The organism is Streptomyces sp. NPDC015532, from assembly GCF_043078065.1.
Lineage (GTDB): Bacteria > Actinomycetota > Actinomycetes > Streptomycetales > Streptomycetaceae > Streptomyces.
Genome location: NZ_JBIBSY010000009.1, coordinates 219,952 through 234,880 on the forward strand (window position 1 = coordinate 219,952; position 14,929 = coordinate 234,880).

General features: G+C 69.9%; 20 protein-coding genes. 18 read left to right on the forward strand and 2 right to left on the reverse strand.

What is annotated here, in order from left to right:
* Positions 1-3 precede the first annotated feature (3 nt).
* Together ACF07B_RS26025 and ACF07B_RS26030 are read left to right on the forward strand one after the other, a co-directional pair.
* Positions 4-465, forward strand: coding sequence for a GntR family transcriptional regulator (locus tag ACF07B_RS26025; RefSeq protein WP_392180712.1), 462 nt, complete (start codon positions 4-6; stop codon positions 463-465).
* 1 nt (position 466) lies between these two features.
* The gene (locus ACF07B_RS26030) at positions 467-1,033 is read left to right on the forward strand and encodes an HD domain-containing protein (RefSeq protein ID WP_392180713.1); all 567 of its coding nucleotides are present in this window, start codon (positions 467-469) and stop codon (positions 1,031-1,033) included.
* On the opposite strand, the gene ACF07B_RS26035 is transcribed toward ACF07B_RS26030, so the two are convergent.
* Both ACF07B_RS26035 and ACF07B_RS26040 read right to left on the reverse strand, forming a co-directional pair.
* Positions 1,021-1,494, reverse strand: a complete 474-nt coding sequence (locus tag ACF07B_RS26035) for an NUDIX domain-containing protein (RefSeq protein WP_392180714.1) — start codon at positions 1,492-1,494, stop codon at positions 1,021-1,023. The genes ACF07B_RS26030 and ACF07B_RS26035 overlap by 13 nt on opposite strands.
* Before the next feature lie 2 nt (positions 1,495-1,496).
* Positions 1,497-2,264: an XRE family transcriptional regulator gene (locus ACF07B_RS26040; protein WP_392180715.1), complete on the reverse strand. Its 768-nt coding sequence runs from the start codon at positions 2,262-2,264 to the stop codon at positions 1,497-1,499.
* Positions 2,265-2,969: 705 nt separating this feature from the next.
* Between ACF07B_RS26040 and ACF07B_RS26045 the strand changes: the two genes are divergently transcribed.
* From ACF07B_RS26045 to ACF07B_RS26120, 16 genes are all read left to right on the forward strand, one after another.
* Positions 2,970-3,239, forward strand: a complete 270-nt coding sequence (locus tag ACF07B_RS26045; RefSeq protein ID WP_392180716.1) for a DUF6284 family protein — start codon at positions 2,970-2,972, stop codon at positions 3,237-3,239.
* Positions 3,233-3,832, forward strand: coding sequence for a hypothetical protein (locus ACF07B_RS26050; RefSeq protein ID WP_392180717.1), 600 nt, complete (start codon positions 3,233-3,235; stop codon positions 3,830-3,832). The genes ACF07B_RS26045 and ACF07B_RS26050 overlap by 7 nt, the downstream gene beginning before the upstream one ends.
* A complete protein-coding gene (locus ACF07B_RS26055; protein ID WP_392180718.1) occupies positions 3,829-4,830 on the forward strand; it encodes a DUF2637 domain-containing protein in 1,002 nt (333 codons plus the stop codon). The genes ACF07B_RS26050 and ACF07B_RS26055 overlap by 4 nt, the downstream gene beginning before the upstream one ends.
* The gene (locus ACF07B_RS26060) at positions 4,827-5,477 is read left to right on the forward strand and encodes a GGDEF domain-containing protein (RefSeq protein ID WP_392180719.1); all 651 of its coding nucleotides are present in this window, start codon (positions 4,827-4,829) and stop codon (positions 5,475-5,477) included. The genes ACF07B_RS26055 and ACF07B_RS26060 overlap by 4 nt, the downstream gene beginning before the upstream one ends.
* Entirely contained in the window at positions 5,474-5,794 is a 321-nt protein-coding gene (locus ACF07B_RS26065) for a hypothetical protein (RefSeq protein WP_392180720.1), read from the forward strand. The genes ACF07B_RS26060 and ACF07B_RS26065 overlap by 4 nt, the downstream gene beginning before the upstream one ends.
* Before the next feature lie 20 nt (positions 5,795-5,814).
* Positions 5,815-7,302: a DNA cytosine methyltransferase gene (locus ACF07B_RS26070; protein ID WP_392180721.1), complete on the forward strand. Its 1,488-nt coding sequence runs from the start codon at positions 5,815-5,817 to the stop codon at positions 7,300-7,302.
* A gap of 165 nt (positions 7,303-7,467) precedes the next feature.
* Positions 7,468-9,702, forward strand: coding sequence for a cell division protein FtsK (locus ACF07B_RS26075; RefSeq protein WP_392180722.1), 2,235 nt, complete (start codon positions 7,468-7,470; stop codon positions 9,700-9,702).
* 141 nt (positions 9,703-9,843) lie between these two features.
* A complete protein-coding gene (locus tag ACF07B_RS26080; protein ID WP_392180723.1) occupies positions 9,844-10,131 on the forward strand; it encodes a hypothetical protein in 288 nt (95 codons plus the stop codon).
* A gap of 6 nt (positions 10,132-10,137) precedes the next feature.
* Positions 10,138-10,326, forward strand: coding sequence for a hypothetical protein (locus ACF07B_RS26085; protein ID WP_392180724.1), 189 nt, complete (start codon positions 10,138-10,140; stop codon positions 10,324-10,326).
* Positions 10,327-10,335: 9 nt separating this feature from the next.
* Positions 10,336-10,941, forward strand: coding sequence for a hypothetical protein (locus ACF07B_RS26090; RefSeq protein ID WP_392180725.1), 606 nt, complete (start codon positions 10,336-10,338; stop codon positions 10,939-10,941).
* Positions 10,938-11,270: a hypothetical protein gene (locus ACF07B_RS26095; protein WP_392180726.1), complete on the forward strand. Its 333-nt coding sequence runs from the start codon at positions 10,938-10,940 to the stop codon at positions 11,268-11,270. Before ACF07B_RS26090 ends, ACF07B_RS26095 begins: the two co-directional genes overlap by 4 nt.
* Complete coding sequence (locus ACF07B_RS26100; protein ID WP_392180727.1) at positions 11,267-11,608, forward strand: hypothetical protein; 342 nt, start codon at positions 11,267-11,269, stop codon at positions 11,606-11,608. The genes ACF07B_RS26095 and ACF07B_RS26100 overlap by 4 nt, the downstream gene beginning before the upstream one ends.
* A gap of 14 nt (positions 11,609-11,622) precedes the next feature.
* Entirely contained in the window at positions 11,623-11,805 is a 183-nt protein-coding gene (locus ACF07B_RS26105; protein ID WP_392180728.1) for a hypothetical protein, read from the forward strand.
* 5 nt (positions 11,806-11,810) lie between these two features.
* Positions 11,811-12,299, forward strand: a complete 489-nt coding sequence (locus ACF07B_RS26110; RefSeq protein WP_392180729.1) for a single-stranded DNA-binding protein — start codon at positions 11,811-11,813, stop codon at positions 12,297-12,299.
* 87 nt (positions 12,300-12,386) lie between these two features.
* Positions 12,387-13,262 carry a DNA primase gene (locus tag ACF07B_RS26115; protein ID WP_392180730.1) on the forward strand — a complete coding sequence of 292 codons (876 nt, stop codon included), beginning with the start codon at positions 12,387-12,389 and terminating at the stop codon, positions 13,260-13,262.
* Between the two features lie 127 nt (positions 13,263-13,389).
* Positions 13,390-14,805 carry a phage/plasmid primase, P4 family gene (locus tag ACF07B_RS26120; protein ID WP_392180731.1) on the forward strand — a complete coding sequence of 472 codons (1,416 nt, stop codon included), beginning with the start codon at positions 13,390-13,392 and terminating at the stop codon, positions 14,803-14,805.
* Positions 14,806-14,929: the final 124 nt, after the last annotated feature.

A 14,929-nucleotide genomic window follows, 5' to 3' on the forward strand; every position in this document is an offset into this window, starting at 1 on the left:
CGAGTGTCGCAGCAGCCCAACCCTCGGGGAACCTTCCTGAAGATTGCCAACTCTGTGAAGCAGCAGATCGACGATGACCCGAAGATGACGGAGCTGCCGTCCCTGGCCGAGGTCATGCGGGACCACGACGTCTCGCGTGGGGTCGCTCTCCGTGCATTCGGTGTGCTTCGGCAGGAGGGCGTAGCCGAACCCGTACCGGGTGAACGGTGGCGTGTTGTGCGCGAGGGCGTGCCAGTGGACCGGCGTCCCCTCGATCAGCAGATCGCGGACATCATCACGGCTGAAGGGCTTGAAGTGGGGGAAGCGTTCCCGAGTGCTTCCACGTTGGCCGAACGGTTCGGGGTCTCACGTCCCACGGTGACGAAAGCCCTGGAGAAGTTGGAGACGGCCGGCGTGTTGGCAGGGGGAGGGCAGGGCAAGGTGCGGAAAGTCCGTGCCGTGCCAGCGCGAGAGGAGCGTTTGTAGCTTGCCGAAGCTGACGGAATGGGCCTATCCCTTGGCCGAGTCCCTCCTAGCCGAGCCGCTGCCACGTCGCTGGAAGCACTGTCTCGGGGTTGCTGAGAGGGCGCGCACGATCGCGCTGGTTCTCGACCAGGACGCGGACCTGTTGGAGGCCGCGGCCGTCTTGCACGACATCGGTTACGCCCCGGACCTGGCTAAGACGGGCTTTCACCCGCTGGACGGTGCGCGCTACCTCCGGGACGTGGCTGGCGCCGACGCGCGGCTCATTAACCTGGTTGCTCACCACTCCTGCGCCTGGATGGAAGCAGAGGCACGCGGCATGCGCGAGGAGCTTGAGGCCGAATTCGCACGCGAGAGTGCGCACTTGAACGACGCGCTCTGCTTCTGCGATATGAACACCACACCCGACGGCACACCCACGAACCCGATCGACCGAGTGAACGAGATCACCGGACGCTACGGGCCTGACAGCTTGATCGGGACTTTCATTCGTCGAGCCGAGCCCGAGATCCTTGCCAGTACGTCGAGGGTTCTCGAACGGGTCGCCGCTGCTAAGTCTCAACCGATGTAGGGAGTACTGCGCTTCCCCTCCAAGGCGTGCTCGATCCGGAGCCGCATCGTCGGGTGGATATCCAGCGCGGTGAGGTCCGCTGGGGCGAACCAGCGGACCTCTGTTGATTCGCTGCTCGTGCGTGCCTCCCCTCCGAGGAGGCGGGCGCGGAAACAAATGCTGAACTGTTGCCGTACCTCACCATCGTCGTACTTCATCACGTGACCCGGATCCGTGTAGATCCCGGAGACGTCGAGGACTTCCGCCTTTATCCCGGTTTCTTCCCAGACTTCCCGGACCACCGTGTCACTGATGGACTCTCCGACGTCGTGACCACCGCCAGGCAATGCCCAACGGCCATTGTCGGACCGCCGGATCATGAGGACGTCTCCCGCAGCGTTCCGTACGAGTGCAACGACGGACGGTACGACCGAGTTGGCCGGCGGCGCGTCGGGATCGTGCAGGTAGTCGATCCGTCCCATGGTCAAGCTCCCAATTTGCTCGTAAAGTCCGCGTCTGTGATTTGACGCGCGTTGCCCCAGGTGTGCTCGATGCTATTCGCGTACGTGTCGAACAACCCGCCGTCAGCCAGGCGCCGTAGGTGCAGAACGGGGGCCATGTAGGCGCCGATGCCATAGACGTGCGGGTTGACAAGCATCTCGTCATCGGACCGGTAGATCGAGTTGTAGAGAGTCGAGTCGTGGAGCCGGAATCCGATGCCTGGATGACTCCTCATGAGCGGGCGATAGAGCACCATGGCGTTGCGGATCTTGCCGTCCATGATCCCGTGTCCCTCATCTATGCCGCGTTGCCGGACGGCAGCACTACCCGGGTCCCCGAGCAGGATGCGCACCCGGACGCCGGTCGCCAACTTGGCTTTGAGGAGGTCGTGGAACAGAGGGTCTTCTGACAGGAAAAGGCCGGAATAGACGAGCACGTCAAGAGACGTCTGCGCCTTGCCGTAGATCTCGCGCCACAACCCGGACGGAACGGTGTGCCGGTGCGGGTAGACGGTGCCAATCTCGGCTTTGGCCAGGTCGATTGCGCTGTCGATGGTGCGGTTGTCCTGCCAGAGCGACGTGACATCGACCCTCAGCGCAGCGGCCGTCGCGTACTGGTGACGTCGATACGGCACTTTGCCCTGCGTGATCCAGCGTTCCACGGTCTTGGGGTTGACCTCGATCACCTCGGCCAATCCCTGAACCGTCATGCCTCGCGCTAACAGAGCAGACCGTAAGCGTTCGTTGGGCATCCGCACCCCCGGTGGGACTTCTAGGGACCTCTTGACGGTATCCAGAACTCCCTGAGCTGTCCACGCTGGTGGTGCACAACTCCCCTGACCTGGGGCGATTCTGAGGATGCGTCAACAAGTTCTGGCGCGACACCAAAAGGTTCCGGCGGCACACTTGACGGACCCTCATGCAGTACCTGTAAAACAGGTACTGCAACGGCAGGGTGAGACATCCCGGCCGGAAGGCGGCTTCATGCCGCATGTGTGGAAGGCGGGGACGCTGCAATCCCGCTGAAGGCCAGGAAGAACAGGGCTTCGGCCCGTACTGGCGAGGTGGCCCGGCGACCGCGAGCAACGGCCGGCGTGTGGGGACGTGGTCCCCCTTGCAGTGATGTTCCGTGCCTCTTCGAGCTGGGAGTTTCGATGCTTCGACGAACTCTTTGGGCGCCGTCGTGATGGATCGGCCGGCGGCGCCTATGCAACACCTGAGCCAGTGAGTGGGGCTTATGCCCTCACGGCCAAACCGGTTCGCCTTCTTCCTGCCATCGCAGCGGTGAGCGCTGCGACCGGTTGCCTCCCTCGCCCGGCCGATCGTGCTTCGTGCGCTGGTCGTACGGGCGAGGCAGCGGGGAGCCGGAAGTCCTGGTTTCCAACGGCGCGCGGCCCCGAGTGTCCAGACCCGGGGCCGCTGACGGGCCGTTCACTCTGTGAGAGGAACACGACCCAATGAAGTACATCGGTGCTGTTCAGGCGGGCGTTACCGCCGACACCGACCGCGAACCCTCGGACGCCGAACTGGACGTCATCGAGCGGGAGATTCCGCTGATCCTGGCGGAGGTCGACCTGTTGGACGTTCAGATCACGACCCTTGACCGTGTCCCGAGCGAGGTGGACACCCGGCGCCTGCGCCGGGCCCGGAACCGGGTGCTGACCCTGCGCCGGGACCTCGCCAACAGCACGTCCACCGCGAGCCTTTCGCGAGGTGCCGCATGCTGACGACGGCCGCTCGCCCCGAGGTGCTGGCCGACCACACCGGCCGGCCCAAGCCCCTGCTGTCCAGCGCGCTTCCCTACGAGCACGCCCGGTTAAGCGTGGCCTTCCATGAGGCCGGTCACGCCGTGCTGGCCATGTCCTACGGCATCCGCGTGGTGACCAGCGAGGTTGTTGCCTGGACGGCCGAGAACGGCCGCTGGGCGATGACGGGCAGCACCACGTACGACCTCGGCGAGACCCACGCTTGGCGGTTCGCCGCACAGGCAGCCGCCGGGGAGATCGCACAGGTCGGCTACCTGCTGGCCCACGGGCTGTGGACGCCGGAGCGCGCTGCCGCCTGCTCGGCACCGCACGACCGTGAGCAGGCCGTCGACATCCTCGCGCGGTTCGGGTTCCGTCTCGGACGGGACCACGTTCCCGCAGGTGGCAAGTCCTGGGGGATGGTCCAGGGCATGGCGCGCCGCAAGGTCGGCCACCTGTGGCCCGAGATCCGCACCGTGGCGCACGCCATGAACGACCGGACCGTGCTCACCGGGGACGAGATCGCGGTATTGACTGCTTTGTCCAACCCGCCGTTGCCGGGGGGCGCGTCATGACGGCCGAACCGAACACCACCCCCGCCGGGGTGCCGCCGCTGAAGCGGGCGGAGAAGGGCGCCATGGGCCTGGCCGCGCTGGCCGCCGCCGGTGTGGGCGCCCTGGGTCTGGCATCGTCGTTCGACGCGGTGACCGGTGCCGCCGTGCGCTGGGACTTCGGGCACCCGTGGATGCTCCCCGTGGGCATCGACGGGGCCATCCCCGTGTTCACCGCGGCGAACCTGCTGCTCATCCGGCTGGGGATGCCGCTGGCCTGGGTGCGGTTTGTGCCCTGGGCGCTCACCCTGGTCACGTGCTGGCTGAACGTCGCGGCCGGCCGCGAGGTGGCCGCGAAGGTCGCGCACGGCACGATGCCGCTGCTGTGGGTGGTGTTCTCCGAGATCGCCGCGCACATGTACGCGGTCCGCATCGGCGCGGCGACGGGCCGCCGGATGGAGAAGATCCGCAAGTCCCGCTGGCTGCACGCCCCCTTCTCCACCTACGCCCTGTGGCGGCGTATGGCGCTGTGGGAGGTCACTTCCTACAGCACGGCGCTTGAGCTGGAGAAGCGCCGTCTGCTCGACCGTGCGGCGATGCGCGAGCAGTACGGCAAGGACTGGCGCAAGACCGCCCCGGAGCGTGAGCGGGTGCTGTTGCGGCTGGGCCAGTACACCCACCCCGACCCGACCGGCGACACGGGCCAGCCTGAGCCGGACCCGGCGTCCGCCCGTCCCCCGCAGGAGCGGGCGAAGCCCGCCCGCAAGCCGTCCGGTGCCACGGGCAAGGGCAGGGCCAAGGCTGCCCAGCGCACTACGGCTGATCTGCTCGCCGAGGCCCGCACGGTCACGGCCGACTGGGCGGACGCCGACGTGAACGCCGAAGCGCTCCGCAAGGCGCTGCGCTGCGGCTCGGGGCCGGCCCGGCAGGTGCGCGACGCGCTGCTCGCGGAGCGGGCCGACGGCCGAGCCCTGCACCCCGTCACAGACCCGTCCGACGACGGCCAGGAGGTTGCCGCGTGAACACCCTCGCCACGCTCCTGCTTTCTGCCGCACCGCTGGCCGCCGGATGGGCGGTGCACGTGCGCTGGCTGCTCGGCTGCCTGAACACGGCCCGCCGTGACCCACTGACGGGCCTGGTGACCCGGGACGGGTTCACCCGCCGGGCCACGATCCTGCTGAGGGATCCGCGCGCGGTCGTCGTCCTCGCCGACGTCGACCGCTTCAAGCAGATCAACGACACCCATGGGCACGCCGCCGGGGACGCGCTGCTGAAGGCGACCGCCGAACGGCTGGCCCGGCACGTCGGCCGTGCCGGGGTCGCGGGAAGGCTCGGGGGCGATGAGTTCGCCGCCGTCCTCATCGACGAGCACGGCACCGCTGCCGACCTGCTCGCCGTGCTCCACAGCATCCTCGCCCGCCCCATCGACGGCCACGACCCCGCCGTGCACACCACGGTCTCGCTCGGCTGGGTACGGGCGGCGGACTTCCCCGAGGACGGCTTGTCCGGTCTGCTACGGCGATCGGATGAGGCCATGTACGCGGCCAAGCAGGGGCGGGCCGGGCTGCGCCGGGCGGGTCTGGGCTGGCTGTTCGCCACCGTCACCGGCCGCCGTTCCGGCCGCACCGGCGCCCGCGCGAGTGCCCCGGCCGTGGCGGTGGCCGCATGAGCGAACCTCTCGCCGCCGTCGCCACATGGCTGCCGGTGATGGAAGTCGCCGGCCGCCGCTGCCAGTGCTCGGGCCAGTGCGGCAACCCGCACGCCAAGGGCGAGGGTCGCTGCCCGCGCGAGCACGACGGCTACACCAGCAAGCACGGTCACCGCATCCGCCTGATGGCCGCCCCGGCCGACCCGACCACGCCGCCCACCCGAGCCGTCACCCTGCCGCCGTCCGAGCTGCGGGCGTGGTGCCCGGAGTGCTACACGGCCGCCATCCGCCGCGCCGCCGCCCCGGTGGTCGAGCCACCGGGCCTGTTCGACCTCTGACCTTGAATGGGAGATCAGGCATGAGTCTGACGTTCACCGATCTGTTCTGCGGCGCGGGCGGGTCCTCCACGGGCCTGGTCGGCGCCGGGCTCGAACTGCGCCTGGCCGCCAATCACTGGAAGCGCGCGGTGGAGACGCACGCTGCCAATCACCGCCAGGCGGACCACCTGTGCGCGGACATCAACAACTACGACATGCGGCGCCTGCCCAAGACCGACATCCTGTGGGCCTCGCCGATCTGCACCGAGATCTCCCCGGCCGGCGGCAGGCGCCGCACCCACGGCCAGCTCTCCCTGGAACTGGGGGAGTACGGGTCGGTGGAGGACGCGGGCTGGGAGCGCACCCGGGCCACCGCCTACGACGTGATCCGGGCGACCGAGGTACACCGCTACGCGGCCGTCCTGTGCGAGAACGTTCTTGAATTCGCCGTGGACTGGGAGCTGTTCGACTGGTGGCGCGGCGGCATGGAACTGCTCGGCTACCGCTCCCAGGTCGTCTCGGTGTCCTCCGCCCACATCGGCGACGGAGACAACCTCCCGGCACCTCAGTGGCGTGACCGCATCTACATCGTGTTCACCCGCACCGACGTCCCCGTCCCCGATCTCACGCCCTCACCGCTGGCCCACTGCACCGAGTGCGGTGAGGACGTGCGGGCGGTGCAGACCTGGCGTAACGGCCGCCGGGTGGGCAAGTACAAGCAGCAGTACGACTACCGCTGCCCGAACGCTGTCTGCCGTCACGCCCTGGTGGAGCCGTACGTGCGGCCGGCCGCGTCCATCATCGACTGGACGAACCTCGGTGTGCGGATCGGCGACCGCGGTGCGCACGGGCTGCGCCCGCTGGCCGCGAACACGGTCAAGCGCATCCGTGCCGGGCTGAACCTGCTCGGCGAGGCCCGGATGGTCCTCACGGTCAACCACGGCGGGCACGACGGCCGCGCGGTCCCCGCCGACACGGCGCCGCTCGCGGCCCGCACGGTGAAGATCGGCGACGCGGTCCTCGTACCGACCGGGGGAACCTGGAACACCACCCCGACCCTGACGGGCGAGCCGATGCGCACCCGGCTGGCCAACCCCAAAGGATTCGAGGCACTGCTGACCCCGCCGCCCGTCGACGACTCGTTCATCGTCACGCTGCGCCGCAACGCCACCACCCGCCCGGTCTCCACACCGGTCGACACGGTGACCGGGCAGGGACGGCACCACTGGCTCGTCATCCCCTACCGCAACGCGCTCGCCAAGTCGGCCGGCGAACCGCTGCACACCCTCGGCACGAAGGACTCTGCCGGACTGCTCGGCCCGGCACCGGAGCTGGACGACTGCCACTACCGGATGATCCAGCCGCGCGAACAGCTGCTCGCGCAGCGCTTCCCGGCCGACTACATCGTCCACGGCAACAAGGGCGAACAGACCATGCAGGCCGGAAACGCCGTGTCCTGCAACGTCGCCCAGTGGATCGGCGAACGCGTCACCGCAGCACTGGCCCGCACCGCCGCCCACGCGGCCTAGAGCCCGTACCAACGGCACGGGCGGCCGATACCAGGACGCGATACAGCCGACGTATCGGTTGCGTACGCCTCCCGCACGACCATCAGCACACGGGCCCTGCCGCCCACCTCCTACAGCGACGGCAGGGCCCGCCTTTCCTCACACCCGAAAGTGGAAGGAACCTCAGTGAACCACCCCGACGACAACGAACTGTTCAACCGACTCGAAGCAGAGATGAGCGCCGGTTCCGGCGGCGAGGTGGTCGACCTCGGCAAGGCGCGGTCGGCCCGCACCGAGTCGGGCGACCGGTCGGCCGACTCCGGACAGACCGAGTCGGCCCACGACACGATCTACGTGGCCGACTCGCAGGGCAGCGGGGACCTCGACCCGTTCCGCGTCATGGTCGACCGCAAGACGCCGACCGCGACCGGTCCGGGTTACCTCGGCCGCCTCGCCGCCGCCAGGCGCCGCGACGTGGTCCCGCTGTGGCTGCGCTCGCTCGCCGAACTCAAGACCGCTTCCGCCTGGGTGGCCCGGCACTACGTCCACGCGGCCGGGTACCACGCCCTGCGCTCCCCGGTCTACGCCGCCCGGCTCACCTTCCAGGCCCCGACCGGGCTGGCCCGGTTCGCTGGCGGCACGATGCGGTGGGTCGCCGACCGCGAGGGCGAACCGGTCCGCCTCGCCGCCGTGCGCCGCGAGGACGCGGCGGAGTACCTGAAGCTCTCCCGGCAGCGTGACGGCCGCGTCCGGCTCCGCACTATCGTGGCGGTTCTTGCCATGTTCGTCGGACTCGGCTTAGCGCTCGCCATCTACGTCCTCGGGCCTGACTGGCTCCAGGCTCTCTCGGTGGGTGCTGTGGTTCTGGCGCTCGGGTCGGCCGGCCGTAAGGCAGACTCGCCGGTCATCCACAGGGCTGTGGAAGTCCCGAAGGCGTCCAAGCTCACCTCGGACATCGTGCTGCGGGCACTGGGGGCGCTGGGCATTCCGGCGATCAACCAGGCGCAGGGCAAGGGGCGCGACGGGTTCGAGTTCACCGCCCCGATCACCCGCGACGGACCCGGTTGGCGCGCTCAGGGGAACCTGCCCTACGGCGTCACCGTCACCGACGTGATCGAGCGCCGCGAGCGCTTGGCGTCCGGCCTGCGCCGCCCGCTGGGCTGCGTGTGGCCGGAGGCCGTCTCCGACGAGCACACCGGGCACCTGGTGCTGTGGGTCGGCGATCAGGACATGTCCAAGGCGAAGAAGCCCGCATGGCCGCTGCTGAAGTCCGGCACGGTCGACCTGTTCAAGCCGGTCGCGTTCGGCACCGACCAGCGCGGACGCTGGGTCGAGATCACGCTCATGTACATCGCGGCTGTCATCGGCGCGATCCCCCGCATGGGCAAGACCTTCCTCCTGCGCCTGCTGCTGCTCATCGCCGCACTGGACCCGCGTGCGGAGCTGCACACCTACGACCTCAAAGGCACCGGCGACCTCGACCCGGTCGGCAACGCGGTGAGCCACCGGCACCGCGCCGGGGACGAAGAGGAGGACATCGAGTACGCGGTGCGCGGCATGCGCGCGCTGCGCGAGGAACTGCGGCGCCGGGCGAAGATGATCCGGACCCTGCCGCGGGACATCTGCCCGGAGTCCAAGGTGACGTCCCAGCTCGCGGACATGGCGTCACTGGGACTGCACCCGATCGTGGTCGGGGTGGATGAGTGCCAGGTCTGGTTCGAGCACGACAAGTACGGCAAGGAACTCGAAGAGATCTGCACCGACCTGGTCAAGCGCGGCCCGGCGACCGGGATCGTGCTGCTGCTGGCCACGCAGCGGCCGGACGCGAAGGCGCTGCCCACGGGCATCTCCGCGAACGCATCGGCCCGGTTCTGTCTGAAGGTCATGGGCCAGTTGGAGAACGACATGGTGCTCGGCACGTCCGCCTACAAGCGGGGTGTCCGCGCAACCATGTTCAGCTGGGCCGATAAAGGCATCCACTACTTCATCGGCGAGGGTTCGGACGCCCGCATCGTCGGCTCGGTCTACGTGGACGCCCCGGCCGCCGAAGCCATCGGCGCCCGTGCCCGCAAGGCCCGCGAACTCGCCGGACTGCTGTCCGGCTACGCGCTGGGGGAGAGCCCCGAGGACGCGGCCGGCCCGTCCTACGACCTGCTCGCCGACGTCACCGCGGTCGTTCCGGAGTCCGAGGAGCGGGTGTGGAACGAGCGGATCGCCGCACGGCTGGCCGAACTGCGCGAAGACGTCTACGGCGGGTGGAAGGGCGAGAACGTCACGTCCGCGCTGAAGCCGCACGGCATCAAGACCCGCGACGTCGCCGGGACGACCGACGACGGGATGCGCACCACCCGCCGGGGCATCGTCCGCGCCGACATCCTCAAGGCGATTGCGGAGCGTAACGAAAAGCCGGGCGCCGCCTAGGTCCGAACGCGTGCTACCGGTAGCACGGACACCTGCTACCGGTAGCACCCCCGCTAGCACCCGAAATCAGGTCTCACCTGTGATCTAGCGGATAGCACCCCACCTGCGGAAACCCCTGGAAACCGCCTGGAAGGGCCCCCGATGACCCCCATCCTCCTTGCTGTCGCCTGCCTGATAGCCGTCACGCTCGGTTACGGCGGGCTGTGTGCGGCCTCGCCGTTCGGCGACTGCCGCCGCTGCCACGGCATGGGCCACGCGCTCAAGACCGACCGCAAAGGACGCCTGAAGCGCGGCAAGAACTGCCGCCGCTGCAAGGCCACCGGCAAGCGCATCCGCGCCGGCCGCTGGCTCTACAACCGCTGGGCCCGCATCTACCGCGCGGGCACCGACACCCCCGCCGCCGTCCGGCGGCCCGCCGCGAAGGGATAGCCGCTGATGGCCGTCACCGTCTCCCTGGTCGCCCTGTTCGGCCTGGTCCTGTTCTTCCTGCTCCGCTCCAAGACCCTCGGCTACGGATCCGCGTTCGTCGCCGTGATGTTCGGCTTCTACCTCGCCTCCACCGGCGCCTCGGGCCCCATGACCGAGCTGACCTCAGCCGTCGTCGCCGCCCTCGGCAACATCTAGGAGACCGCCGTGAACGAACCGATCGTCGCGCGGCACTGGCTCGCCCTCGCCGCACCGAAGGCCGCACCCGCCATCACCACCACGACCGTGCTCGCGCTGGCCCGCGTGTGGAACGCCAACGGCGCCGAACACTCCCTGGGCAACGCCGTGTTGATGACCGCCCTGTCCCTGGGCGCGGCTGCCGCCGGGGCCTGCGCCAGCGTGGGCCGCGCCGGGGACCCGGTCATCGCTGGCACCGCCTTCGCCGCGTCCGGCGGGCTCGCCCTCGCCGGGGTCGCCGGTTACGCCGACGGGCTGCCGCTGCCCGTGCTGCTGTGGTCGATGGCCACGGCCGGCGCCTACGCGCTGGCCGCCCGCTACTGGCGCACCGACCGCCGCGAACAGCTCGCCCACGAACGGGACACCAGCGTGCGGCGCGAGGAACACGCCCACACCGAGCGCGTGGAAGCCCTGCGCGCCGGGGCTCAGATCGAGGTGGCCCGCAGCGGCGCCGCCTACGCCGAACAGCTCGCCCTCGCGCTCACCGCCCGCGCCGCCCTGCCGGGTTTCGACGTCCAGGCGCTCACCAGTGCCGGACTGCCCGAACTGCCCACCGCTGAAGGGAAGTCCGTATGAACACCGTCCTGTGGCCGGTCACGGCACGGATCGTCGCCGCCCTGAACGCCGCCAACGGCGAGGGGGAGCACGAGCGGGCGATGCGGCTGCTGAAGGTGACCGAGGAAGCCGGGGAGGCAGCCGCCGCCTACATCGGCGCGGTCGGCCAGAACCCCCGCAAGGGCACCACCCACACCGCCGCCGACGTGGCCGACGAACTGTGCGACGTCATCATCGCCGCCGCCGTCGCCCTGCACTCCTTCGCCAACCACCCGCCCGCCGTCCTGGACCTCAAGCTGTTGCGTGCCGCGCAGCGGCTGAACGCCCTCGCCGGGACGGACACCCGGTGATCCGGCGCCTCCTCGCCCGGCACCGCCTGGAGATCAGCTATCACCCCGCCTGGGTCTCCCACCCCGCCGCCGGGCGGGCGCGGGGACCGCGCTCCGTGGTCGCCGTGCACCGCCTGCCCGATCCCCTGTGCCCCTACTGCGGCGGCGATGGGGAGGTCGAATACGGCTCGCCCGGCGCCGAGGAACCCGAGGCGGCCGACTGCCCGTGTTCGCCGTTCCTGCCGCTGGCGTTCCTGTGGCTGCCGAACTGGCCGCGCTGGGCCCGCCAACGGTGGGTGTGCCCCGCCTGCGGCGCCCGCTCGCACGCCTGCCCCTGCTTCACCGATCCGCCGTTCTGACCCGAGAGGGAGCCGTGTTCGAGATCCGCATCATCTGCCCGCCCGGCGACGCCGACCAGATCACCGCCACCCTCGCCGCCGCCTTCCACGTCGGCGACTTCCGCCGCTACCCCGCCCGCGACAGCCAGCGCATGCGCCTGTACGTCACCGCCGAACCCCGAACCGTCCCGAGCATCATCAACCTCGAAAGCGAGTGATCCGCATGGCAGTGGGAGAGACCACGATCAGCGTCGTCGGGAACCTCACCGACGATCCGGAACTGCGCTTCACCCCGTCCGGTGCGGCACTGGCCAAGTTCAGCGTCGCTTCCACCCCGCGCACCTACGACAAGACCTCGGGCCAGTGGCAGGACGGCACGGCGATGTTCCTGCGCTGCACGGCCTGGCGCGACCTCGCCGAACACGTCGCCGAAAGCCTGGCCAAGGGCATGCGCGTGGTCGTCACGGGCCGCCTGCGTCAGCACAACTGGCAGACCGAACAGGGCGAGAACCGCTCGATGCTCGGCCTGGAAGTCGACGACATCGGCCCCTCGCTCCAGTTCGCCACGGCCACCGTCACCCGCGCTGGCCGCAAGGCCGCCGCCGCCCCGGCCGACGACCCGTGGAACACCGCCGCCCCCGCCTCGGCCGGCGGACTGGGCACGAACGCGCCCGCCGCAGACGCGGGCTACAGCGACGAACCCCCGTTCTAGATCCGCCAAGGGCGGCCCCTGCTCCACGCCAATGTCGCGGGGCCGCCCTTGTCTCCCGTGCCCACCAGGACCGTGGAGGTCACCAGCATGACCCAACCCACCACCCCGCGGCGAGCAGCGCTCATGCTCGCCGCCGCCCGCGTCCCCGTGCTGCCGCTGCGCGAGGGGAAAGTGCCCTTCGGCAACTGCCCGAGCTGCACGCGCAACACGTGCGGCGGACGCCCGAACATGAAGAACCCGGGCCCCTGCACCTGCCCCGCCCCGTGCCACGCCTGGGCCGCCGCCACCTTCGACACCGGCGTGATCACCTCACCCGCCTGGGCCCCGGCATGGCGCGAGGCCGTCGCCGTCGCCTACCACCCCGGCGGATGCGGGCTCACCGTCGTCGACCTCGACAACCACGTCGCCATCGCCTGGGCGAGGCAATCCCTGCCCGCGACGCGGGTGGTCGCCACCACGCGCGGACAGCACTGGCTCTACCTCGGCGCCATGCCGTCCGCGAACGCCGTGCGCCCCGGAGTGGACATCAAATCCCTCAGCCAGTACGCGCGCTGGCTCGGACCCGGCACCGGCCGCATGGCCGTCCTGCCGCCCGTCGTCCGCGCCCTGGTGGAAGGTGAAGATGCCACCCCCGCCCGGCGCGGGGTGGCATCTTCACCCCCGCGCGCCACGTGGGACCGCACCGTCGCCGCCGGCTGCCGCCACACCGAGCAGTACGTGCGCACCGGCCTCGAACGCGGCCTGGCCCGGGTCCGCGAGCACGCCGAATCCGGAGCCGGATCACAGGCCTTCGGCGTCGCCCGCTTCCTGGCCGCACAGCACACCCGCTGCCCCGGACCCTGCGGACTCGACGCCATCGGCGAGGACATCGTCACCGCCGCCGTGTCGGTCGACGTCCCCGAGGCCTACGCCCGCCGCGCGGTCGCCAACGGCTTCCAGACGGCCCGGGAGCGCACGGCATGAACACAGCACCACAAAGCCGCGCAAACAGCCCGCAGCGCGCCGTACAGGGCGCGCCACGGCCGCGCGTGGGCGCACCAGAGGGCGCCGCCCGCAAGGGCGTCCGTACAGCCCTTGAAGGGAGGACCGCATGGTGACCGACACCCCGACCCCCGAGGAACCCGCCGCCGAGGAACTGCCGCCGCCGTCCAACCCTCTCGCCGTCGCCCGCCGCCTGCTGCCCGACTGGCAGACCGAGGACGGACAACTCGTCTGCCGCCGCTGGCGCGCCTCATGGATGAGCTGGACCGGCACCCACTGGCATGAGATCGACGAAGCCCAGATCCGCAAAGCCATGTACGAGCGGCTGGAACACGGCGTGTTCATCGTGCCCGTCAAGGACGGGCAGACTGAGGAACGCGACTGGGCCCCTACCAAACAGAAGATCAGCAACCTTCTGGACGCCCTCGGCTCCATCACCCTGCTGCCCTCCGATGTGGACCCGCCGGCCTGGCTGGACAGCGGAGGCGCCGACACCACCAGGTGGGGGCCGATCGTGGCGTGTGCGAACGGCCTGCTGCGCATCCGCGACCGCGGCCTGTTGCCGCACGGGCCCGGGTTCTTCAACCACGTCTCCGTGCCCTTCGCCTACGACCCGAACGCCACCGCTCCCGCCTGGGAGGGATTCCTGGCGAGGATCTGGCCCGATGCCATCGCGGCACTCCAGGAATGGTTCGGCTACGTGCTGTCCGGGCGCACCGACCAGCAAAAGATCCTGCTCATGGTCGGCCCATCCCGGTCCGGCAAAGGCACCATCGCCCGCGTCCTCAAAGAGCTGGTCGGCAAGAACAACCTCGCCGGCCCCACCCTCGCCGGACTAGGCACGAACTTCGGACTGGCCACCCTGATTGGCAAACCGCTCGCCCTGATCTCGGACGCACGCCTGTCCGGCGGCGACAACACAGCGGTCGTCGAACGGCTCCTCACGATCTCTGGTGAGGACACCATCGACATTGACCGCAAGTACCGCGAGCAGTGGACCGGCAAGCTGCCCACCCGGCTCATGATGCTGTCCAACGAACTGCCGCACTTCGGCGACTCATCCGGCGTCATCGCCCGCCGGTTCATCGTCCTCAGCCTCACCCTCTCCTGGCTCGGCAAAGAAGACACCACCCTGCTGGACCGGCTCACCGCGGAGATGCCCGGCATCCTCAACTGGGCTTTGGACGGCCTCGCCCGACTCCAGCACACCGGACGGATCACCGAACCGGCAGCCAGCCGCGAGGCCGTCACCACCATGCAGGACACCGCATCCCCGACCTCAGCGTTCATCCGCGAACGCTGCACCATCGGCCCTGCCTGCACCATCCCCGTCGACAACCTGTGGGCCATCTGGCGCGAATGGGCTGAAGACAACGGAGTACGCCCCGGCACCAAGCAGGTGTTCGGCCGCAATCTCCAGTCAGTGATCCCACGACTCACCCTCACGCGCCCACGAGACGGTGACAGCCGCGTGCGGACGTACACCGGGATCACCCTCAGCCCTCAGCGGACCGCCACCGACTGAAGTTGTGCCCACAATCCGCAGGACCGCGGACCATCGCGGACCACCCCCACTGACCTGCGCTCTTGGCGACCCCTGGTTGCGGACCATCGCGGACCACGTGGTCCGCGATGGTCCGCAACCAGGG